Source organism: Aquirufa sp. HETE-40SA (assembly GCF_054558635.1).
In genome coordinates, this window is the sequence record NZ_JBPXKN010000001.1 from 380,686 (window position 1) to 401,626 (window position 20,941).

Below are 20,941 nucleotides of genomic sequence, written 5' to 3' on the forward strand. Positions count from 1 at the left end.
GGATTAAAAGCCTGTTTCATTGGTTTTTAATGCTGTGAAAAAGAGGATAACTTGCAGTTGCTTTGGAATAGTCGTCACTGCGTGACTTAGTCGCTTACGGCTCAGTCATCACTTCGCGATTTAGTCAAAAAGTCGCCGCGAAAGCGGCTTAGTCAAAAAGTCTTATGAATTTAAAAGAAAATGTTTTAGAAGGTTTACGTTCTATCAAAGGTAATTTACTTAGAACTGTTTTAACTGCTCTGATTATATCCTTGGGTATTACCTCATTAGTAGGTATACTAACTGCTATTGATGGAATTCAAAGTTCTGTAGATAATTCATTCTCTGGACTAGGTGCTAATTCATTTGATATACGTAATCGACCTGCGATGCAAGTGAGGCGAGAAGGTCAAAAGGAAAAAAGATTTAAAAATATCGATTACCGCCAAGCATCGTATTATAAGTATTTGTTTGCCAGTAAAGGTAAAGTATCTCTGAAGTCAAATGTAAATAACAATGCAATAGCAAAATATTCCTCTAAGAAAACGAATCCAAATGCGCGAGTAATTGGAATTGATGAGAATTTTATGGAATTAAAGGGATATAAAGTTGGGGCTGGACGCAATTTTTCACAAAATGAACAAATAAATGCAATCAATGTCTGTATTCTTGGCGTTGATATAATTGATCAACTGTATGAAAAAGGTAGCCCAATAGGGACTGAATTAGTTGTTTCAGGAATTAAATTAAAAGTAATTGGCGTATTAGAAAAGAAAGGTAATATGATGGGGGGTGGAGACGATCGTGTAATCATGGTACCATTAGAGACTGGGCGTAAAATGGCCGTCGGGCGTAGCCTTACTTTTGACATTACAACTTCATCATCTAAGATAACTAACCTAGATGATTTTATGGAAGAGGCACGCGGTGCCATGCGTAAAGTTCGTATGGATCCCATTGGAATGGAAGATTCATTTAGCATTGATCGTTCAGATTCCATAGCTAAAAGTTTTGAAAGCATTACTGGTTCTTTGCGTATTGGAGGATTTGTCATTGGATTTATCACTTTACTTGGGGCTGCTATCGCTTTAATGAATATTATGATGGTTTCAGTGAGTGAAAGAACACGCGAAATAGGCATTCGTAAGTCATTAGGAGCTACACCGGGAAGAATCTTACAACAATTCCTAATTGAAGCTATTGTTATTTGTTTGTTAGGTGGAATAGGGGGCATAATGCTTGCTATTCCGATTGGAAACATTATCGCACAAGCTATTAGCTCTGGAGCGGCTAGTTTTATAATACCCTGGTTATGGATGATGACAGGTATCATAATATGCATACTAGTAGGCTTATTTTCAGGAATTTATCCTGCCTTTAAAGCGTCTAAGATGGATCCTGTAGAGGCTTTACGTTACGAATAGTCCAGAATTTATCTAGGTCATATTTGCGAAAGCAAATGATTTAGCCTAGTTTTGCATTGCAATTTTGAATTGCCCAGATGGCGGAATTGGTAGACGCGCTGGTCTCAAACACCCGTGGGTGCAAGCCCGTGCCGGTTCGACTCCGGCTCTGGGTACAAGCCTCTCAAGCAATTGAGAGGCTTTACCTTTTTTAAGCGGGTAGATTATTCTTCCAAACGCCATATGCATCTGCATAGGCATTTTTTAGACCTGCGTCAGGTTGAATCGTTTTCAAGACTTTGATATGACTCACTGCTTCGTCTTCATTGGCATAATATCCTACACCTGCACCCGCGCCTAAAGCCGCACCAAAAGCTCCATCTGATTCCAATAATTCAACCGAAGCGCCGGAAGCATTCACAATAGCTTGTGTGAATAGCTCACTCAAATACATATTAGCTAAACCTGCTTTTAATTTCTTAGGCTTAACGCCCACGTTACCTAACAATTCAATTCCATAGACCATGGAGAAGGCGATACCCTCTTGTGCAGCTCGAATGATATCAGCTGATTGATGTCGATTGAAATCCAAATGAGCGAAACTTCCACCCAATGTTTTATTTTGAAAAATCCGCTCTGCACCATTCCCAAAAGGCATACAAACTAAACCATTCGTTCCAATAGCCGCTTTAGCACCTAAATCATTCATTTGGGAATAAGATAAGGAAGGGAAGAAATTCTGCTTCACCCAACGGTTTAAAATACCCGTACCATTGATACACATTAATACACCCACACTCGTTCTATCAGCTGTATGATTTACGTGTGCAAACGAATTAACGCGATTTTCTTTATCAAACTTCAATTCATCAGAAATACCATATACCACTCCCGAGGTTCCTGCCGTAGTGGCAATATCACCTGGATGTAACACACCTAATGAATAGGCGTTATTTGGTTGATCACCGGCTTTATAGGTCACCTTCACATGAGATCCCAATCCTAACTCAGAAGCTATGTTAGCAGTTATCGTGCCGTGATCTGAAAACAAAGATTGAACAGGAGGAAAGATAGTTTCTGGGAATCCATAATAAGCCATTAAGTCTTTTGCTGGATGAGAGTCTTTAAAGTCCCATAAAATTCCTTCTGAAAGGGCCGATGCAGTAGTAGTGAAAGTAGAAGTAAATCTACCTGCGATAAAATCTCCCGGCAACATTACTAATGCGATTTGATCAAAAATGGCTGGTTGATTTTCTTTTACCCAGGCTAATTTAGCAGCGGTAAAATTACCAGGAGAATTCAAGTAATGACTTTGGCAAAATGATTCTCCTATGGCTTTGTAGGCCTTTTCACCGTAAGGAGTAGCACGAGAATCACACCAAATAATGGAAGGACGCAAAACAGTGGCATCCTTATCAACCACCACTAAACCGTGCATCTGATACGAAATTCCGATAGCTCCAATTTTTTTAGGGTCATACAAACCAGTAGAATTCGCTTTTAATATAGCCTGTTTTACACAAAACCACCAATGTTCCGGGTCCTGCTCAGCAAAACCTGGTTGAGGGGAAGAAATCTCATTTTCAACCTCTGGATAAGAAGTAGAATAAATTAATTGTTGGTTTGCTGCATCAACAATACTAACTTTAATGGAAGAAGTTCCCACATCAATTCCGCACAAAATCATTTTAAATAGGTTTAATGTTAACAATCGGCATAAAGAAACACCAAGTTACAAGTCATTTTACTTTATCCAATATTCAAATAAAGGTAAAATCAGGTGAAATTTATGCATTAATCGGAAAAAGTGGTTCAGGAAAAAGCACCGTCGCGAACCTTTTAGTCGGTTTAAAATATGACCCAGACTATTCTATTAGGATTGATTCAAAAGAATTAAACGATGGGATGGATCGCCTCATTCCACAATTCAAAAGAGCAGGTTACGTTCCTCAAACACTTCATTTAAAACCTTTTCATAGTGTATATAATTATGTACAAGCCTTATTTCAATACATACCCAATACACAACAAGATGCCGTTATAACTAAGTATCTGAGGCAATTCTATCTGATAAAGCAAAAAGATACAAAAGTGTCCGTCTTATCGGGTGGAGAGAGGCAGAAACTTGCTTTATTGGAAGCCATTAGTCAGCCTATTGAATATTTAGTCCTAGATGAGCCTTTTAGTCAATTAGATACGGAACAAAAATTAGAATTCTCTCAAATAATAGCTTCAGTTGTTAATGAACGGGCTATTCCTTGTGTTTTGATTAGTCATGATTTGACCGATATTCTACAATTAAGCCATTCCGTCGGAATTATGGAGAATGGTAAATTAGTATTTCAAGGCTCTTGGACAAAGTTTAAGGAATCATCAAATTCTGTGGTCTTGAGACTAAAAAAAGCCATACTTGACTGGGATAATCAAATGAAAGGCTTAATTAATAACCTGAGATAGCTTTTAATTGCTGTGCGTTCTGATTTGTTTGCTCCACCAAGTGTTCTAGGGAAACCGCGTGTAAATCAGCCAATTTTTGAGCAATCAACGGTATATTCTTGGGTGAATTAGGCTTTCCTCTGAAGGGTACGGGACTTAAATAGGGTGCGTCTGTTTCTAATACAATTTTTGATAGTGGAATGTCTTTAATGTCTTGAAACAAAGTTGTGTTTTTGTAGGTAATCACACCTCCAATGCCTAAGTAATATCCTAAATCAGTTAACACCTTCGCTTCTCGAGCATCGCCTGAAAAACAATGAATAATTCCTCTCAGATTCTTGAATTCAGGTAATTGAAAGGTTTTAATTAAATCTGCATACGCTTTTCTACAGTGGATATCTACCCACAAACCAAGATCTAATGCCCAATGGCATTGTTGCTTAAAGGCATCCATTTGTTGTTCTGCAAATGTGGTATCCCAGTAATAATCTAGACCTATTTCGCCTATCGCTAGCACCTTACTTCTCTCAAACTCTTTTTTTAGCACAGCTAACTCTTCTAAGTAATTTTCTTTCACATAGGTAGGATGCAATCCAATCATGGGAAGAACAAAATCAGGGTGATTTTTACTCAATTTCTTCAGATCAACCCAAGATTCCGAATCACAATTAGGCAACCAAACTTCAGTTACGCCGGCGTCCCGAATCTCCTTTAAGTGAAAAGCCATATCTTCTTGAAAATGAACATCATACAAGTGTGCGTGTGTATCAATCATAGGGAGGATAAAACAAGATTTTGTTCTTTACAATAACGAAGAATGGCAGGTAAAATGACCTGTAAATGGGGGAAAGCTTTGATACTATCGTGCATCACCACAATAGCACCAGGTTTTAATAAAGGAAGTACAGATTCTAAGATAGCGGTAGGGGTTAAAGAAGCATTGTAATCCCCCGTTAATACACTCCATAGAATGACGTTATCCATTTCTCGGTACATTTTGCGCGTAATTCGTCCGTAAGGAGGACGAAAGCCAATGGATTTAATGTGCTGATGCGCAAATACCTTTTCACATTTCTGGAAGTCTTCTACATAAGCCGCAAAGTCCATTTTCCAGGCATTACTATGGTTCATGGTATGATTTCCGATGCTATGACCACCAGCCTGAATGCGTTGAATAATACTCGGATTTTCTACCACATTCTTGCCAATGCAAAAAAAAGTGGCCTTTGCATCGTATTCGTTTAAGCATTCTAGGACAAAATCCGTAATTTCAGGAGTTGGTCCATCATCAAAGGTTAAGTAAATCTGACGATCGGCTGCTTTTGACCACGTAAAACGCGGTAAAAGGGCAGGAACGAACGACGGAATTTGATGAATAAACATACACAGCATTAATGGCGCAAATTAGCACTTCCTCTTCAGAAAAAATAATCTTAGGCATTGACCCTGGAACGCGTTTCCTTGGTTATGGATTATTGCGTATCACGAATGACAAGGTTACTGTGTTGCAATATGGAGTATTAAACTTAACTAAATACACGACGCAGGGGGCTAAATTCTTAAAGATTCACGAACGCGTTTTAGGTATTTTAGAGGAGTTTTTACCCGATGAAATCGCGATTGAATCTCCTTTCTTCGGAAAAAATGTTCAGTCGATGTTGAAATTAGGTCGAGTTCAAGGGATGGTGATGTCTTTGGCCTTCTCGAAATCAATTCCGATTGCGGAATACGAACCTAAAAAGATCAAGCAATCGGTGACAGGGAATGGGAATGCGTCGAAAGAACAAGTCGCAAAAATGGTGGAGATTATTGGAAACATAAAGTTAGATGCCAAAATGCACGATGCTACGGATGCCCTCGGAATCGCCATTTGCCATCATTTTCACAATAAAAACATCAGTTCCACGATCAAAGGCACGAAGAAAGGATGGGGCGCATTCGTCACAGAAAATCCAGAACGAATTAAATAAGCTCCGCTAACTGCTTATCTACTTCTTGCAAGGTCAAAACAGGGGCAAAGCAATAATCTCCCACACACAACAAATAGCCCTCTATTTCATCCGAAGGGACACAAACCAGTTGATCCTTATCGATACACCAGTCAAAACCGGCTAACCCTTCGCCATTTCCTGCATATTTCAACATCGCCTTGGGATGCTCCATCCATTCCGAATAAATACGCAACCAATTCGCAAAATAAGCGGGATGGGCCATAGCTCTCTCGAGTATCTGCGATAACATCGCACGTCCTTTAAGTGTATAATCGGCCTTATTTTTCAATATACCCATCCATAAGAAAGCTTCACATAGCATCGAATTAGACGAAGGCATCACCGAATCCATTACTTCTACTTTCTCCGCAATTAAATAGTCTGCCTTTTTCGACCGGTATTGATATAACGCTAATTCCGGATGAGCAAAATCATCGCATATCATCTTCAGAAGTTTGTCAGCTTTCTCTTTATAGACTATATCTGAGGTCAACAAATAAACTTGAATGTAAGCCAAAACCAAAGCCGCCACATCATCTAAAAAAGCGCCAATCGGTTCACGCGAATACTGAGCCTGATGTAACCAGAGATTATCTTTGTTCAGATGCATTTCGATGGCCTGCAGTAAATCTAAAGCACTTTGCAAATCCTCTTTTCGACCAAAAACTTGATAGACTTCCACAAATGCTACCACTAATTGAGCATTCCAAACCAAGACTTCTTTTGTATCTGTCCCAGGTCTAATTCGAGTAAGCCTTGCAGCACGTAAAACCTCCATCTCTTTCTCAAAATGCGCATTTAAAACAGGAGATGATTTGAATAAAATATTGCGTCCGTCTTCCCAATTCCCATTCTTTGAGATGGAATAAGTCTTTAAGAATTCTTCATTATTCAAGGCAGCCAATTCCGCATGAGACCAGGTATAGAATAATCCCTCTTCTCCCTCTGAATCCGCGTCTAAAGAGGAATAATACAATCCCAGAGGAGAAAGTAACTCTCTCTTTAAAAAGGAAATCGTATCATAAATAACCTCTTGGTACAGCGGATTACGCTCTCGCTTATAGGCTTTTGTATAGGCAGACAATAATTGCGCATTATCATAGAGCATCTTTTCAAAATGCGGACAAAACCACTCTGAATCAACCGAATAACGGGAAAAACCACCACCAACTGCGTCATAAATGCCCCCTTGTGCCATTTTCTCCATCCACGTTTTTTGAAGAATAGGTAAATCTAATTCAACAGATAGAGAACTGGGAACCGAATACAAAAACTGAATTAATGAGGGTAGAGGAAATTTAGGCGCTTTATTAATACCACCAAAAACAGGATCTAATGCCGATTTAATTTTAGTCAAAGCAGCAGGAATAATTGCAGCAGTTTCAGCTAAATCCGAATGAGCAAAGAAAGAGGCGTTTTCAGAAATACTTTCGGCAAAACCATCCGCTGATTTGGCTAAATCTTCCCGATTGTTCACGAAAGCATTGTGAATCGAGTGAAGCAGCTGAATCCAATTAGCTTTTTTGAAATAAGTACCGCCGTAAAAAGGTTTTTGGTCTGGTAATAAAAACACATTAAGTGGCCAGCCACCATTCAATCCCATTTGATGAAGCGCCTCCATATACACCATGTCCACATCCGGTCGTTCTTCCCTGTCTACTTTAATATTTACAAAGTATTCATTCATGATGGCTGCTACTTCCTCATTCTCAAATGATTCGTGCTCCATCACATGGCACCAATGGCAGGCAGCATAACCAATACTTACTAAAATGGGTTTGTTTTCCATTTTTGCTCGTTCTAATGCCTCAGGACCCCATGGCTCCCAATGAACCGGGTTGTTTTTATGCTGCAATAAATAGGGGGAAACCTCTGCGCCGAGCTTATTCATCTGAATTAGTCAAAATTGATTCGTAAATTTGCACAAAATACTTGTATGATTGACCAAAGAGACTTCGTTCTTAGCCCAGATATTGCGCATTCACCCGAAAAATTAGCTCAATTTTTAACAGCTGAAATGGGAGAGGCGTATCTAGCGGCTTGTACCTATCGCATTGAAAAAAGGTCAATCGACGCTAGAAGTAGACAAATTAAAGTAAATCTTCGGATTGGTTTTTATGAAAAGGGTCACGATTTCAGCCTTTCTGCTCAATTACCCACCTTATCAAAGGACGCTAAAAAAGTCATCATCATTGGATCTGGTCCAGCGGGATTATTTGCGGCGATAGATTTTGTCAAAAAAGGAATCAAACCCATCGTTTTAGAACGCGGTAAAGATGTGCGTGACCGTAGAAGGGATTTAGCCGCCATTAACCGCTTTAATTTAGTAGATCCAGATTCGAATTATTGTTTTGGAGAGGGTGGCGCTGGTACTTATTCGGACGGTAAATTATACACGAGAAGTACGAAACGTGGTGATATCAAAGGGGTTTTAGAGACATTTGTGGCTCATGGGGCACATAGTGACATCCTTTTTGAGGCCCATCCACACATAGGAACAAATAAATTGCCCGGTATTATTGCCTCCATGCGAGATGCAGTAATCGCAGCGGGAGGAGATGTTCACTTTCATCACCGAGTGGTTGACTTTTTAATCGATAATAAATCCATTAAAGGAGTAATATGCTCGAATGGAACGGAATTTCAAGCGGACCGATTATTATTAGCCACAGGACATTCTGCCCGAGATATATTCCAATTATTGCAAAATAAAGGGGTAGCCATCGAAGCTAAACCTTTCGCCATTGGCGTTCGAATTGAACACCAGCAATCTTTCATAGATCAAGCCCAATACAAGGTAAAACAACGGCCCGAATACTTACCACCAGCTAGTTTTAGCTTGGTAACCCAAAGTACTTTCCAAGGAGTACAACGCGGCGTATTCTCGTTCTGTATGTGCCCAGGTGGATTTATTGTTCCCTCTGCTACATCCCCTAATCAAGTAGTGGTCAATGGAATGTCCCCATCCAGACGTGATTCTAAATATGCGAACTCTGGTATTGTAGTTAGTATTGTAGAAGAAGATTTAGCGAGATACAAGGAATTTGGGGCTTTGGCAGGAATGCAATTGCAAGAAGAATTAGAGCAGAAGGCTGGGAGTTTAGTAGGAGGGTCCCAAAAAGCGGTCTCCCAATATACCCTCGATTTTATCCAAGGAAAAGCAAGCAAGAGCTCGCATCCTACCAGTTATGTACCAGGCTTAGAACCAGGCGAGATGCGGGAATTCTTACCCGACTATATTTCAGAACCATTAGCCCAAGGATTCCAAGATTTTAATAAGAAGATACCTGGATTTTCTTCTAATTTAGGCCAAATAATTGGTTTAGAGAGTAGAACATCCTCTCCAGTGAAAATACCACGCGATAAAGAAACGTTGGAACATCCAGGGATTAAAGGATTGTATCCATGCGGTGAAGGTGGTGGATATGCGGGAGGTATCATGTCTGCAGCTTTGGACGGAATACGATGTGCAGAGGCTATCGCTAAAACAATGTAGGGATGAAGGAATTCGAGCCTTTCAAGCAGATTTACAAACAAATCCTTCAAAAACCGGAGATCAAAGAAAACGCGAAACAGGCAGCAGTCGCCGTTCTGTGGGTCGAAATTGACGGACAAGAACCTCACCTTATTCTTATCGAGCGCAATCAGTATGATGGTCACCACAGTGGCCAAATGGCACTGCCAGGTGGAAAGATGGATCCAACGGATCTGGATTTACGAGAGACAGCAGCCAGAGAAGTGTTAGAGGAAATAGGAGTGGAGATCGATTCGACTTCTTTAGAATACATCACAGAGCATTGGATTCACGTCTCTAATTATTGGATGACGGCATTTTCGATTCGGATAAACAAAAAGCTCAGCTACGATTTAAATAAAAGAGAAATTAATCGTATTTTTGAAATACCTGTATCCTTCTTTCAAGATTCAGCTAATCTACAACCTTTTGAAGTTAGCTACAATGGAAATAAGATCCTGAGTCCATCCTTTGTATATGAGGGGAATTTGATTTGGGGAGCTACAGCGTTAATCATGTACCAACTCTTCCACGGAGAAGAAAAATAGCGATAATTACTATGAGTGAAACAGCGGACGGCGCACTACAGAATCAGATTGCGGTAGCAGGGATGTATGAGAATTGGTTCTTAGAATATGCTTCTTACGTTATTTTAGAGCGTGCAGTTCCGGCCGTTGAGGATGGCTTGAAGCCCGTTCAGCGTCGTATTTTGCACGCATTGAAGGAAATGGATGATGGCCGTTTCAATAAGGTGGCGAATGTCATCGGTCAAACGATGCAATACCACCCACACGGGGATGCTTCTATCAATGATGCGATTGTTAATTTAGGCCAAAAAGAGCTCTTATTTGATTGCCAAGGTAACTGGGGAGATAACCGGACGGGCGATAGCGCTGCAGCAGCTCGTTATATTGAGGTTCGTTTATCCAAATTCGCCAGCGATGTTGTTTTTAACAACCAAACCACCGAATGGCAAATGTCCTATGATGGTCGCAAGCGCGAACCTGTAACGCTTCCTATTAAATTCCCACTTTTACTAGCTCAAGGAGTAGAAGGTATCGCCGTAGGTCTAGCTACGAAGATTATGCCGCATAATTTCTGTGAGATTATTCAGGCATCCATCGACATCTTAAATAACAAGAAAGTAGAACTGTATCCAGACTTCCTATTAGGTGGAATGATGGATGCCTCTAATTATAACGATGGACTTCGTGGTGGTAAAATCCGTATTCGCGCTAAAATCGATGAATTAGACAAGAAAACGCTTGTCATAACTGAGATTCCGTACACGACCACAACCACTTCATTAATCGATTCCATTATCAAGGCAAATGATACGGGTAAAATTAAGATCAAGAAGGTAATTGACAATACGGCCAAAGACGTTGAGATTCAAATCCAATTAGCACCGGGTATTTCACCGGACGTGACGATTGACGCCTTGTATGCCTTTACCGATTGCGAGGTATCTATTTCACCTAATGCCTGCGTGATTATCGAAGATAAGCCACACTTTATGGGTGTAGGCGAAATCCTACGCGTTTCTACTAGCCAAACAGTTGATTTACTTCGTCAAGAATTAGAGATTCGCAAAGGCGAGTTGATGGAAAAGGTGCTTTTCAGCTCTTTGGAAAAAATCTTCATCGAGAACCGCATCTACCGTGATATCGAAGAATGTGAAACCTTTGAATTAGTTATTCAAACAGTAGATAAAGGTTTAGAGCCTTATAAAAAAGATTTCTACCGCGAAATAACCGAGGAAGATATTCTGAAACTATTAGAAATCAGAATCAAGCGTATTTCGAAATTTGACAGCTTCAAGGCAGACGAATTAATGAAGCGTTTATTAGACGAATTAGCAGAAGTAGAAGATCATTTAGCGAACTTAATTCGTTTCGCGATTGATTACTTCAAGAATCTATTAGCTAAATACGGCAAAGGAAGAGAGCGTCGAACTGAGACTAAGAACTTCAATACCATTTCTGCAACTGTCGTTGCAGCAGCGAACCAGAAATTATATGTCAACCGCGAAGATGGTTTCATCGGTTACGGCTTAAAGAAAGACGAATACGTGATGGATTGCTCGGATATCGATGATATCATCGTATTCCGTTCAAACGGTACCTGTGTGGTCACTAAAGTACAAGAGAAAGTATTCGTAGGTCGCGATATTATTTATTGCTCCGTATTCAAGAAAAACGACGATAGAAAAGTATATAATCTAGTTTACCTAGATGGAAAGTCAGGCACTTCCTACGTGAAGCGTTTCAAAGTTACTTCGGTAACTCGTGATCGTGAATACAAAGTGAGTAGCGATAATGCGAAGTCAAAGCTTACCTATTTCTCAGCCAATGAAAACGGCGAGGCAGAGGTAATTCAAATCAGCCTAACAGCAAATTGTACGGCTAAAATCAAGCAATTCGATTATGACTTTGCTAAACTAGCCATTAAAGGCCGAGAGTCTTTAGGTAATATGCTGACTAAATATCCAGTCCGCAAAATTACCATGAAGTCTGCTGGTGTATCCACCTTAGGAGGAGTAGATATTTGGTATGATCCTACGATTGGCCGTTTGAACCGCGATGGACATGGCGACCATATCGGCAATTTTGAACCGAATGATAGCATACTTGCTATTTATGCATCAGGTAATTATGAGTTAACGAATTTCGAATTAACAAATCGTTACCCAGCTGAAGAAATCATGTACTTGAAGAAATTCGAACCACAATCTATTATTTCAGCGGCTTACTTCGACGGATCTAACAAGACTCATTTAATCAAACGATTCCATTTAGAGACTACTTCATTAGATAAGAAATTCTTATTTATTTCAGATCACAAGGCAAGTAAACTAATTGCTGTTACGGATAATTACTCGCCAAACGTTCAGATTAAGCACAAACCAGACGGTAAGACGAATGAATTAGAAATCATCCCGATAGACGAATTGGCAGAGGTGAGAGGTTGGAAGGCCCTAGGTAGCAAGTTGAATTATCCTAAGCTAGTCGAAGTGGTATTCTTAGATACAGAAGAGGAAGCACCGGTAACCGAAAAGAACCCCGATGCTCCTGAACCCGTAGAGATAGAGGAATCGGAGGAAGTAGAAGAGGTAGCAGAAACCGTTTCAGTGGCCAAAGAAATACGAGCAGAAATCACTTTAGATGAACCCGAATTTGTAATCAATTTTCCAGAAGAGAAACCGGAGGAAGAGAAGCCATCTGTAGAGGAAAAGAAAGAGGATGATATACCTTTCGAAATCAAAAACCCACCTAAAGGGGAACAATTAGGTTTATTTTAATGGAACAAAAGCTGAATAATCCGAAAACATTGAATGCCTGGGCCTTTTATGACTGGGCAAATTCAGTACATTCTTTGACGATTACCTCAGCCATTTTTCCTATTTATTTTCCTTCTGCAGCGATTACATTAGGTAGTGTAACTCCTGGTATGATTTCCATTTTAGGTTTCGAACTAAGCAATACGGTTGTTTTCTCCTATACTATTTCTGTTGCCTTCTTAGCTTTAACTATTTTAATGCCCTTCTTATCCGGAATAGCGGATTATACAGGTGCAAAGAAAAGCTTTATGCGTTTCTTTTGCTATCTAGGCTCTTTTAGTTGCATAGCCTTATTCTTTTTTAGCAAGGGTCATTACTACGTTGGAACGCTCGGATTCCTATTTTCCATCATTGGTTGGGGTGGAAGCATGGTATTCTACAATAGTTTCCTTCCAGAAATTGCCACCCCTGATCGTTTTGATCGCCTAAGTGCAAAAGGATTTACACTAGGTTATATCGGCTCCGTTTTATTGTTAGTCCAAAATCTGACTATGCTCCTAAAACCAGAATGGTATGGTGGAGTAGGTGGAGAAATGGCTGCTCGCTTTTCTTTTTTAACCGTAGGTTTGTGGTGGTTATTATTTGCCCAAATCCCCTTACACTACCTTCCTGATTCCATTGCCAAAGAAAAAGACCAGAATCAATGGTGGCTGGGAGGTTTCAAAGAACTTCAAAAGGTGTTCAAGGAAGTGATGGTTAACAAGGAAATCAAATTGTTTTTAGTCAGTTTCTTCCTATTTAACATGGGGGCTCAAACGGTGATGTATTTAGGTGCCTTATTTGGCAGCCAAGAATTACATTTACCTGAAGATGCCTTGATTATTACCATTCTATTGATTCAATTAGTAGCCATTCCAGGAGCCTATTTCTGTGCTCGATTATCAGGTTGGGTTGGTAACATAAAAGCTTTAGGGTTAATCGTCTTTGTTTGGATATTTGTATGTGCCTATGCTTATACAGTAACCTCACAATTCAATTTCTATTTATTGGCCACCGCTATCGGATTCGTGATGGGGGGCATTCAATCGAATAGCCGCGCTACTTACGCTAAATTATGTCCAAAAGGGGAGAAGGATACCGCCTCCTATTTCAGTTTCTATGACGTTTGCGATCGAATGTCAACGGTGATAGGCACGTTTATGTTTGGCCTTATCATTCAGTTAACAGGTAACATGCGGATCAGTATATTGGTTCTGACCTTTGTTTTTGGGGCTAGTTTATTATTCCTTAGACCTCTATTAAGTAGCGCTAAGGCAAAAGCTATATGGGGATAATGTTACGTTCCTGCCCCTGTTTCCATGAATCAGGTATGTGAGCCAAAATTTCCAATTCTAACGCTTTTACTATGGCCTTTCTTGAATAAGAGGGAGCATGAACTAAAGCCACTTCTCGAACCGGTTTAGGTTCAGGCAAAGTGTAAACCTTTTCCTTTAGTTTCGGATCGAGGTAATCTACAAACATTTGAGGAATAATAGTTTGGCCAAAACCTTGGTCTGCTAACCGCACTATCGTTTCCATACTTCCCGTTTGATAGGTCATCTTAGTGCCCACTAATGGGCCTGAAGGCAAATTACAGATGGAGTTAACCTGACTACTCAAACAATGACCTTCTTCTAATAGCCACAATTTGGAAGGATCTAATGTAGATTTCAACTTCGAACCATCCTCTTCCCACACATTAGAGTATAGGAACAATTCTTCATAATAGAGCGGGATCTCTACCAACGAATCGTTTAATGGAGTAACTAATATTCCGATATCAATTTTTCCTTCTTGAATCCCCTTCTTGATATTAGCCGTAGTCGTTTCTGCAATGCGAATAGTCAATTCAGGGTATTTTAACTGAAAATCCGCAAGGAACTTGGGCATTAAATAGGGCGCAATCGTAGGAATCACACCGATGGAAACAGAGCCATTAACTTGATTCGACCAACCTTTGGAAAGAGAAAGAATCGAATTACTCTCATTTAGAATAGCCCTTGCCTTAGCAATTACCTCTCTAGCCTCTAAAGTAGGAATTAGAGGTTTCGCCTTTCGATTAAAAAGGGTAAGGTTTAATTCATCCTCTAACTTTTGCACCTGCATACTCAGGCTGGGCTGAGAAACACAACAATAATCCGCTGCTTTGGAAAAACTTTGCAAATCTGCTAAGGCGACAATGTACTCTAATTGCGTTATGGTCATAATATAATTAAAAACTATACAAATATAGAAAATATAGATTTGACTAATAACACTTTAAACTAGATCTTTGCATCACAATTTAATAAGGACAATAAAACAACCAATAAAGATGGCAAATCACATGTTAGGATTAGGAAGTCAATTCCCTACATTTTCAAAAACAGCAGTCGTTTCTTTAGAGCAAGGAAAAGAATTCGCAACTATCACTTCAGAAGACCATAAGAAAGACGGTAAATGGTTAGTGATGTTCTGGTGGCCAAAAGATTTTACTTTTGTTTGCCCTACGGAAATCGCTGAATTCAACCGTCGTGCAGGAGATTTCGCAGATCGCGATGCTTCCTTAATCGGAGCTTCTACTGATTCTGAATTCGTTCACGCAGCTTGGAGAAGAGATCACGACGATTTACGTGGTTTAAAATTCCCTATGTTAGCGGATACTTCTAAGAGCTTAGCAGAAGAATTAGGTATCTTAACTGAAGGAGAAAAAGTAGCTTACCGTGTAACCTATATCGCTGACCAAGATGGCGTTATCCGTTGGGTATCTGCTAACGACCTTTCAGTAGGACGTAACGTAGACGAGGTTTTACGTGTGTTAGATGCGTTACAAACAGACGAGCTTTGCCCATGTAACTGGAAAGCTGGAGACGCTACATTATAATCAGTTCTTTAGCCCCAGGATTCCCTGGGGCTATTAAAATCAACAACCATGAGTGAGACAAAAGACAACTTATTGGCGGAGATCAATATCCCTGCCACAGAATCGTTTGCCCTTTTAGATACCCTAGATGCAGCAGATCACCGCTACATTAAAGATCTTAAAATCAATGTTTCGAATGCCTTACGCGCTCAAACGTTGACAGAAAAAGAAGCTATTCTATTAGCCTTAGCGGTTTCTGTGAATCAAAAGCACACTAGAACGATTGATTCCCTAACAGAACTAGCGCTTAGCAAAGGGGCAACGGATGCAGAGATTACAGAAATGCATGCCTTAGTATCCTTATTGAATGCTAACAACATTTTCTACCGATTTAAACACATGGTAAATAAGGAGTATTACAATACGGCACCAGCAGGTATTCGTATGTCGATTATGATGAACCCAGTATTAGGCAAAGAGTTCTTTGAATTAGCTAGCTTAACGGTTTCAGCGATTAATGGTTGTGAAATGTGTGTAACTTCTCATGAGCAATCAGTGAAAAACCACGGTGCAACTGAAGCACGTATATTAGATGCAATCCGCTTAACAGCGATCATTAAAAGTTTGATCGTTTTATTATAATAAGTACGTTTTAGGTTGAGTAAAATAGGGGGGAGCAATCCCCTCTTTTTTTATTCTGCGGGTATTAGTGTGAATTCAACACGGCGATTGATTCGTCTTGTTTCTTCAAGTAAATTGTTTGCAATTGGTTTTGCGCCTCCCCATCCTTTGGTTTTTATTCGGAAAGAATCAATTCCTTTAGACGTTAAGTAAGCTTTTACATTTTCTACACGTTCAATAGATAATTTAAGGTTATCATTCCAATCGCCTTGATTATCTGTATGGCCCTCTAATAAAATCATATAGGAGGTGTTTTCAAGAAGAATTTGCACCACCTTTTCTAATTCAGATTCAAAACCTTGTTTTAACTCTGATTTACCTTGATCAAAACTAATATTTGCCAAAGAATAAGACTTATTAGGCTCAACCGTTTGCATCATAAAATTCTGATTCAATGAACTAAAACTCTTTAACGAACTGAAATCAAAATTTTCGGATTTATTAAAGAAACCGGGCTTCTTTACTTGAACAGAAAAAGGTTTTTTGGCTGGCCACATAAAACTATAATCGCCTACATAAGGATCATAATCAATCGATAAAGTATCTAAAGGATTAAGTTTTGATTTAATCAATATTCGAGCAGGCATTTGCTCTTTTGTTTTCTGATTAATGACCTGACCATTCATCTGAATAAGGGTCAGAGGCTTAGCTTTTTCAGGAATTTTAATTCGAAAAATATCTTCAGCACCTAAAGAGTTTTCTGTAGAACTAAAATAGGCGTAATCACCTTTTGCAGAGACGGAAAAATATCCGTCCCATTGAGGTGTATTAACGATTGGGCCTAGGTTTTCAGGGGTTGTCCAATTTTGCCAAGTATCATCGAGTCGTCGTGTTAAAAAAATATCATTATTACCAAAACCTACATGGCCACTGGAAGAAAAATACATGGTAACACCATCAGGAGCAATAAAAGGAGTAGATTCTGCCTCACCAGTATTGACAGAAAAACCGATATTCTTTGGTTCAGACCAGGTATCATCCGTATTTAAAAATGAAACATAAATGTCTTTGCCACCGAAAGAATCCTTTGTTTCTGTGGTCATTAATAACACCTTTCCATTGGGTGCCAGCGTATATTCTGAAAACTCAGACTTATTTTTGAAATTGACTATTTTCAAAGCCTTTGGAAAACTCCACTCACCTGTTCTTAATAAATAAGAAAAAGAAACTCCCTTCTCCATGGTTCCATCTTTACCATAGACATTATTTAATAATAAAGTCTTACCATTGGGAGTAATTCCACAAACTGCGTTATTCTCATCATTATTAATAGGAGGGGAAAATAAAGTAGCCTTATTCCACAGCTTATCCGAAGCAGACCACGTAGAAACCCAAATATCTTGATTCTTATTAGAACCGTAATTATCTGGATGCTTCCAACGTGTAAAATACAATTTTTGTCCGTCTGGACTTACAACAGGACAAATCTCGTTAAATTTTGAATTAATAAAATTACCCAAATTCTCCCTTGCCATAAATGCATTGGGATCAGCTAACAGTTTTATACTTTGTTCAATCGGTTCATCGGTATCCGAAATTCCAATGGCATCTATTTGTGAAAAACCTTTCACTCGCATGGAATTAAAAGAAATTTTAAGACTCTTTAGCCGAAAATTAGTTTTTGTCGGTAAACGAATAGTGGTTACCTGAGATCCAGAAGTATTATATCCTGCCGTAAATGATTTTAACGGGTATATTTTGTTATTCTGATCTAATCCTTCCACAGAGTTGATCGTTCCGGCACCATAATTCTCGAATATAGCCACTTGTTTAATGGCCATTAACGTATCAAATGAGACAATTATATACTCACCATCAGGATTATCGGGTGTGAGGGTTTGCCAAGCACTAGGACTTGCCACCATTTTAGGATATTTACTCGGTCGACCTAAAGCATGTATTGCTCTAAATTCTTTACCTAATAAAGGATCTTTATATTCACTGGAAACAGAAATGACTTGAAAGGCCCATTTAACTTTTTGGGCAAAAGTAAGATTGGATACAAAAATCAACAAGATGTAGATTCTGAAACCCATAAAATTAATTTGCTACAGTCAACAATTCAGAGATGGTAGATTTAGGGTCAGCCGAAGCAAAAACAAAACTACCTGCCACTAATACATTAGCACCTGCTTGATATAAATCAGCAGCATTTGCCATGGTGACACCACCATCTATTTCTATCTTCAACGTAGTATTTCCAGCGTTAGCAGCCATCAGAGCTAGGCGTTTTGTCTTGCTAATCGCATTCGGAATAAATTTTTGACCTCCAAAACCCGGATTTACTGACATAATTAAGGCTAAATCCAAATCAGCAATGATGTCTTGGTATACTTCTACCGGCGTACCTGGGTTAATCGCCACACCAGCTAAACAACCAGCATCTTTAATCTGCTGAATGGTACGGTGAACGTGAGGACAAGCCTCATAGTGAACGGTGATGACTTTAGCTCCTGATTTAGCAAACGTCGTAATATATTGCTCCGGCTTTTCAATCATTAAATGAACGTCAAGCACCTTAGTAGCAACTTTATTGATGGCTTCCAAAACCGGAAAACCAAAGGAAATATTTGGAACAAATACACCGTCCATTACATCAATGTGAATCCAATCTGCTTTAGATTCATTCAACATTTGTACTTCAGAACCTATGTTTAAAAAATCACAGGCTAAAACGGAGGGGGCGATGATCAAATTTCTCATGCAACAAAGGTATAAAATATTCCTAAACCTTGTTTCCCGCTTGATTCCAATTGAATTAAGTTTTAATTTCGATTATGGATATAAATCAGCGGATGGATGAGCTCATTGAGAAGATCAATCTCTATAATGAGGCCTATTATCAACAGAATGAAAGCATTATTTCGGATCAAGCATTCGATTTATTACTCGCTGAGTTAATCCAATTAGAACAAGCTAATCCATTTTTTGCCCGTTCGGATAGCCCTACTCAAAAAGTAGGCGGCACCATCACGAAAGAATTCAAATCCGTCACCCACCAATTCCCGATGTTATCGTTAGGAAATACCTATAACGAAACGGATTTACGGGATTTTGATGAGCGGGTTAAAAAAGGGTTAGAAGGAGAGAAATTCGAATACGTATGTGAGTTGAAATTTGACGGGGTAGCCTTGTCGTTTTGGTACACAAACGGCGTTTTACAAAAAGGGGTAACAAGAGGAGATGGAACGCGAGGAGATGATATTACGGCGAACGTAAAGACCATCAAAAGTTTACCCACCCGCGTGAATTCCACCATTTTTCCTTCCACCTATGAAATAAGGGGCGAAGGCTATATGCCAATCACTTCTTTCGATAGAATAAATGCGGAGAAAATAGCCAAAGGGGATCAACCATTAGCTAATCCTCGCAACGCAGCTTCGGGAACTTTCAAAATGCAGGATTCTGCTGAAGTTGCTCGAAGAGAAATGGACTGCTTTATTTATTCCTATTTAGGTAATGAGAATCCTTTCAACAGCCATTCAGAGGCATTAGAACATTTAAAATCAGTTGGATTTAGTGTTTCACCTACGTATCGTGTTTGTTCTTCGATTGATGAAGTATTAACCTATATCGAGGGTTGGGCTGAGAAAAGAAATGATTTACCCTTAAATACGGATGGGATTGTGATCAAAGTCAATGATTTTGGACAACAAGAACGATTAGGTTTTACGGCCAAATCACCTCGCTGGGCTATTGCATTTAAATACCCGTCTGAAATTGCACGAACTCGTATCAACTCCGTTTCATACCAAGTAGGACGAACAGGAAACGTAACGCCGGTAGCCAATCTGGAACCTGTTTATTTAGCGGGAACAGTTATCAAACGTGCCTCCATTCACAATGCGAATGAAATGGAACGTCTCGATTTAAGAGAAGGAGATATTGTTTTCATTGAAAAGGGTGGAGAAATTATTCCAAAAATCACAGGCGTAGATACTTCCGCTCGAAAAAATGGTGACGCTTTTGTATTCCCACATCTATGCCCATCGTGTTCCACTGAATTAATTCGTCTAGAAGGAGAAGCCAATCATTATTGTCCCAACGACACCGGTTGTCCACCCCAAATTAAAGGAAAAATCGAGCATTTCATTGCCAGAAAAGCATTGAATATCGAAAACCTAGGAACTGAAACGGTGGATTTATTATTTGAAAAAGGGATCGTTCAAAACATAGCCGATTTGTATGATTTAAACGCAGAGAAATTCATCGGTTTAGAAGGGTTTCAGTCTAAATCGATTCAAAACATACTTTCCAGCATTGAAAAATCAAAGCAAATCCCATTCCGTCAAGTTCTATTTGGACTAGGTATACGTCACGTGGGAGCCACCATTGCGGAGAAATTAGTCCTGCATTTTCATTCGTTAGAAAACTTAGCGCAGGCTGCCCTTGAAGAATTAATCGCTATTCCTGAGATTGGGGAACGGATTGCCCTTAGTGTTTTAGAATACTTTGAAAATGAAGAAAATAGAGCCATCATCGATCGCCTGAAATGTGCGGGTGTTCAGTTTGTAGAAGAAATAAGAGAAATAGTTTTAGAAACAACGGCCTTAGAAGGTAAAACTTTTGTAATTTCGGGTGTATTTACACATTTCGAACGAGATGAATTAAAAGCAAAAATTATGGCTAACGGCGGAAAGGTCGTTTCCAGTATTTCTACTAAATTAGATTACCTAGTTGCTGGCGAAAATATGGGGCCTGCTAAACTAGAAAAAGCCAATTCATTATCCATACCCATTATATCGGAAGACGAGTTTTTAGCCCTCCTCTCTTAAT

17 protein-coding genes and 1 tRNA gene are annotated in these 20,941 nt (G+C 39.4%); 11 read left to right on the forward strand and 7 right to left on the reverse strand.

Annotation, left to right across the window (positions count from 1 at the left end):
* Positions 1-164: 164 nt before the first annotated feature.
* Both ACRZ9O_RS01745 and ACRZ9O_RS01750 read left to right on the forward strand, forming a co-directional pair.
* Positions 165-1,403 (forward strand): ABC transporter permease, encoded by a 1,239-nt coding sequence (locus ACRZ9O_RS01745; RefSeq protein WP_459455773.1) that lies wholly within the window; start codon positions 165-167, stop codon positions 1,401-1,403.
* 71 nt (positions 1,404-1,474) lie between these two features.
* A tRNA-Leu gene (locus ACRZ9O_RS01750) sits at positions 1,475-1,558 on the forward strand.
* 35 nt (positions 1,559-1,593) lie between these two features.
* Here the strand turns inward: ACRZ9O_RS01750 and ACRZ9O_RS01755 are convergent.
* A complete protein-coding gene (locus tag ACRZ9O_RS01755) occupies positions 1,594-3,069 on the reverse strand; it encodes a xylulokinase (RefSeq protein WP_459455775.1) in 1,476 nt (491 codons plus the stop codon).
* A 14-nt stretch (positions 3,070-3,083) separates the two neighbouring features.
* Here ACRZ9O_RS01755 and ACRZ9O_RS01760 point away from each other — a divergent pair, with 14 nt between their 5' ends.
* Positions 3,084-3,839, forward strand: a complete 756-nt coding sequence (locus ACRZ9O_RS01760; RefSeq protein ID WP_459455777.1) for an ATP-binding cassette domain-containing protein — start codon at positions 3,084-3,086, stop codon at positions 3,837-3,839.
* On the opposite strand, the gene ACRZ9O_RS01765 is transcribed toward ACRZ9O_RS01760, so the two are convergent.
* Positions 3,823-4,593, reverse strand: a complete 771-nt coding sequence (locus ACRZ9O_RS01765; RefSeq protein WP_459455779.1) for a TatD family hydrolase — start codon at positions 4,591-4,593, stop codon at positions 3,823-3,825. The two genes, ACRZ9O_RS01760 and ACRZ9O_RS01765, sit on opposite strands and share 17 nt — an antisense overlap.
* Positions 4,590-5,201: a polysaccharide deacetylase family protein gene (locus ACRZ9O_RS01770; protein ID WP_459455781.1), complete on the reverse strand. Its 612-nt coding sequence runs from the start codon at positions 5,199-5,201 to the stop codon at positions 4,590-4,592. The genes ACRZ9O_RS01765 and ACRZ9O_RS01770 overlap by 4 nt, the downstream gene beginning before the upstream one ends.
* A gap of 11 nt (positions 5,202-5,212) precedes the next feature.
* Here ACRZ9O_RS01770 and ruvC point away from each other — a divergent pair, with 11 nt between their 5' ends.
* Positions 5,213-5,788, forward strand: a complete 576-nt coding sequence (gene ruvC / locus ACRZ9O_RS01775) for a crossover junction endodeoxyribonuclease RuvC (RefSeq protein WP_459455783.1) — start codon at positions 5,213-5,215, stop codon at positions 5,786-5,788.
* Here ruvC and ACRZ9O_RS01780 read toward each other — a convergent pair.
* Positions 5,781-7,700: a thioredoxin domain-containing protein gene (locus ACRZ9O_RS01780; protein ID WP_459455785.1), complete on the reverse strand. Its 1,920-nt coding sequence runs from the start codon at positions 7,698-7,700 to the stop codon at positions 5,781-5,783. The two genes, ruvC and ACRZ9O_RS01780, sit on opposite strands and share 8 nt — an antisense overlap.
* A 45-nt stretch (positions 7,701-7,745) precedes the next feature.
* On the opposite strand from ACRZ9O_RS01780, the gene ACRZ9O_RS01785 reads away from it, so the two are divergent.
* From ACRZ9O_RS01785 to ACRZ9O_RS01800, 4 genes are read left to right on the forward strand one after another with little or no spacing between them, the layout of a single operon-like run.
* The gene (locus ACRZ9O_RS01785) at positions 7,746-9,305 is read left to right on the forward strand and encodes an NAD(P)/FAD-dependent oxidoreductase (RefSeq protein ID WP_459455787.1); all 1,560 of its coding nucleotides are present in this window, start codon (positions 7,746-7,748) and stop codon (positions 9,303-9,305) included.
* Between the two features lie 2 nt (positions 9,306-9,307).
* Positions 9,308-9,871, forward strand: coding sequence for an NUDIX hydrolase (locus ACRZ9O_RS01790; RefSeq protein WP_459455789.1), 564 nt, complete (start codon positions 9,308-9,310; stop codon positions 9,869-9,871).
* 11 nt (positions 9,872-9,882) lie between these two features.
* Positions 9,883-12,624 carry a DNA gyrase/topoisomerase IV subunit A gene (locus ACRZ9O_RS01795; RefSeq protein WP_459455791.1) on the forward strand — a complete coding sequence of 914 codons (2,742 nt, stop codon included), beginning with the start codon at positions 9,883-9,885 and terminating at the stop codon, positions 12,622-12,624.
* Positions 12,624-13,937: an MFS transporter gene (locus ACRZ9O_RS01800; protein WP_459455793.1), complete on the forward strand. Its 1,314-nt coding sequence runs from the start codon at positions 12,624-12,626 to the stop codon at positions 13,935-13,937. The genes ACRZ9O_RS01795 and ACRZ9O_RS01800 overlap by 1 nt, the downstream gene beginning before the upstream one ends.
* Here ACRZ9O_RS01800 and ACRZ9O_RS01805 read toward each other — a convergent pair.
* Complete coding sequence (locus ACRZ9O_RS01805; protein ID WP_459455795.1) at positions 13,924-14,847, reverse strand: LysR family transcriptional regulator; 924 nt, start codon at positions 14,845-14,847, stop codon at positions 13,924-13,926. The genes ACRZ9O_RS01800 and ACRZ9O_RS01805 overlap by 14 nt on opposite strands.
* A 109-nt stretch (positions 14,848-14,956) precedes the next feature.
* Here ACRZ9O_RS01805 and ACRZ9O_RS01810 point away from each other — a divergent pair, with 109 nt between their 5' ends.
* Together ACRZ9O_RS01810 and ACRZ9O_RS01815 are read left to right on the forward strand one after the other, a co-directional pair.
* Positions 14,957-15,505, forward strand: a complete 549-nt coding sequence (locus ACRZ9O_RS01810) for a peroxiredoxin (RefSeq protein WP_223130633.1) — start codon at positions 14,957-14,959, stop codon at positions 15,503-15,505.
* A 48-nt stretch (positions 15,506-15,553) separates the two neighbouring features.
* Positions 15,554-16,126 carry a carboxymuconolactone decarboxylase family protein gene (locus tag ACRZ9O_RS01815; protein WP_459455797.1) on the forward strand — a complete coding sequence of 191 codons (573 nt, stop codon included), beginning with the start codon at positions 15,554-15,556 and terminating at the stop codon, positions 16,124-16,126.
* Positions 16,127-16,176: 50 nt separating this feature from the next.
* Here the strand turns inward: ACRZ9O_RS01815 and ACRZ9O_RS01820 are convergent, their stop codons facing one another.
* Together ACRZ9O_RS01820 and rpe are read right to left on the reverse strand one after the other, a co-directional pair.
* Entirely contained in the window at positions 16,177-18,201 is a 2,025-nt protein-coding gene (locus ACRZ9O_RS01820; RefSeq protein ID WP_459455799.1) for an OmpA family protein, read from the reverse strand.
* A gap of 4 nt (positions 18,202-18,205) precedes the next feature.
* Complete coding sequence (gene rpe / locus ACRZ9O_RS01825; RefSeq protein ID WP_459455801.1) at positions 18,206-18,868, reverse strand: ribulose-phosphate 3-epimerase; 663 nt, start codon at positions 18,866-18,868, stop codon at positions 18,206-18,208.
* 74 nt (positions 18,869-18,942) lie between these two features.
* On the opposite strand from rpe, the gene ligA reads away from it, so the two are divergent.
* Positions 18,943-20,940 carry an NAD-dependent DNA ligase LigA gene (gene ligA / locus ACRZ9O_RS01830; RefSeq protein WP_459455803.1) on the forward strand — a complete coding sequence of 666 codons (1,998 nt, stop codon included), beginning with the start codon at positions 18,943-18,945 and terminating at the stop codon, positions 20,938-20,940.
* Position 20,941: the final 1 nt, after the last annotated feature.

What these genes read in the sequence shown, in the direction of transcription:
- ACRZ9O_RS01745 (WP_459455773.1), top strand. Translation starts at nt 165, where the DNA reads ATGAATTTAAAAGAAAATGTTTTAGAAGGTTTACGTTCTATCAAAGGT.
- ACRZ9O_RS01755 (WP_459455775.1), bottom strand. Translation starts at nt 3,069, where the DNA reads ATGATTTTGTGCGGAATTGATGTGGGAACTTCTTCCATTAAAGTTAGT.
- ACRZ9O_RS01760 (WP_459455777.1), top strand. Translation starts at nt 3,084, where the DNA reads ATGTTAACAATCGGCATAAAGAAACACCAAGTTACAAGTCATTTTACT.
- ACRZ9O_RS01765 (WP_459455779.1), bottom strand. Translation starts at nt 4,593, where the DNA reads ATGATTGATACACACGCACACTTGTATGATGTTCATTTTCAAGAAGAT.
- ACRZ9O_RS01770 (WP_459455781.1), bottom strand. Translation starts at nt 5,201, where the DNA reads ATGTTTATTCATCAAATTCCGTCGTTCGTTCCTGCCCTTTTACCGCGT.
- ruvC (WP_459455783.1), top strand. Translation starts at nt 5,213, where the DNA reads ATGGCGCAAATTAGCACTTCCTCTTCAGAAAAAATAATCTTAGGCATT.
- ACRZ9O_RS01780 (WP_459455785.1), bottom strand. Translation starts at nt 7,700, where the DNA reads ATGAATAAGCTCGGCGCAGAGGTTTCCCCCTATTTATTGCAGCATAAA.
- ACRZ9O_RS01785 (WP_459455787.1), top strand. Translation starts at nt 7,746, where the DNA reads ATGATTGACCAAAGAGACTTCGTTCTTAGCCCAGATATTGCGCATTCA.
- ACRZ9O_RS01790 (WP_459455789.1), top strand. Translation starts at nt 9,308, where the DNA reads ATGAAGGAATTCGAGCCTTTCAAGCAGATTTACAAACAAATCCTTCAA.
- ACRZ9O_RS01795 (WP_459455791.1), top strand. Translation starts at nt 9,883, where the DNA reads ATGAGTGAAACAGCGGACGGCGCACTACAGAATCAGATTGCGGTAGCA.
- ACRZ9O_RS01800 (WP_459455793.1), top strand. Translation starts at nt 12,624, where the DNA reads ATGGAACAAAAGCTGAATAATCCGAAAACATTGAATGCCTGGGCCTTT.
- ACRZ9O_RS01805 (WP_459455795.1), bottom strand. Translation starts at nt 14,847, where the DNA reads ATGACCATAACGCAATTAGAGTACATTGTCGCCTTAGCAGATTTGCAA.
- ACRZ9O_RS01810 (WP_223130633.1), top strand. Translation starts at nt 14,957, where the DNA reads ATGGCAAATCACATGTTAGGATTAGGAAGTCAATTCCCTACATTTTCA.
- ACRZ9O_RS01815 (WP_459455797.1), top strand. Translation starts at nt 15,554, where the DNA reads ATGAGTGAGACAAAAGACAACTTATTGGCGGAGATCAATATCCCTGCC.
- ACRZ9O_RS01820 (WP_459455799.1), bottom strand. Translation starts at nt 18,201, where the DNA reads ATGGGTTTCAGAATCTACATCTTGTTGATTTTTGTATCCAATCTTACT.
- rpe (WP_459455801.1), bottom strand. Translation starts at nt 18,868, where the DNA reads ATGAGAAATTTGATCATCGCCCCCTCCGTTTTAGCCTGTGATTTTTTA.
- ligA (WP_459455803.1), top strand. Translation starts at nt 18,943, where the DNA reads ATGGATATAAATCAGCGGATGGATGAGCTCATTGAGAAGATCAATCTC.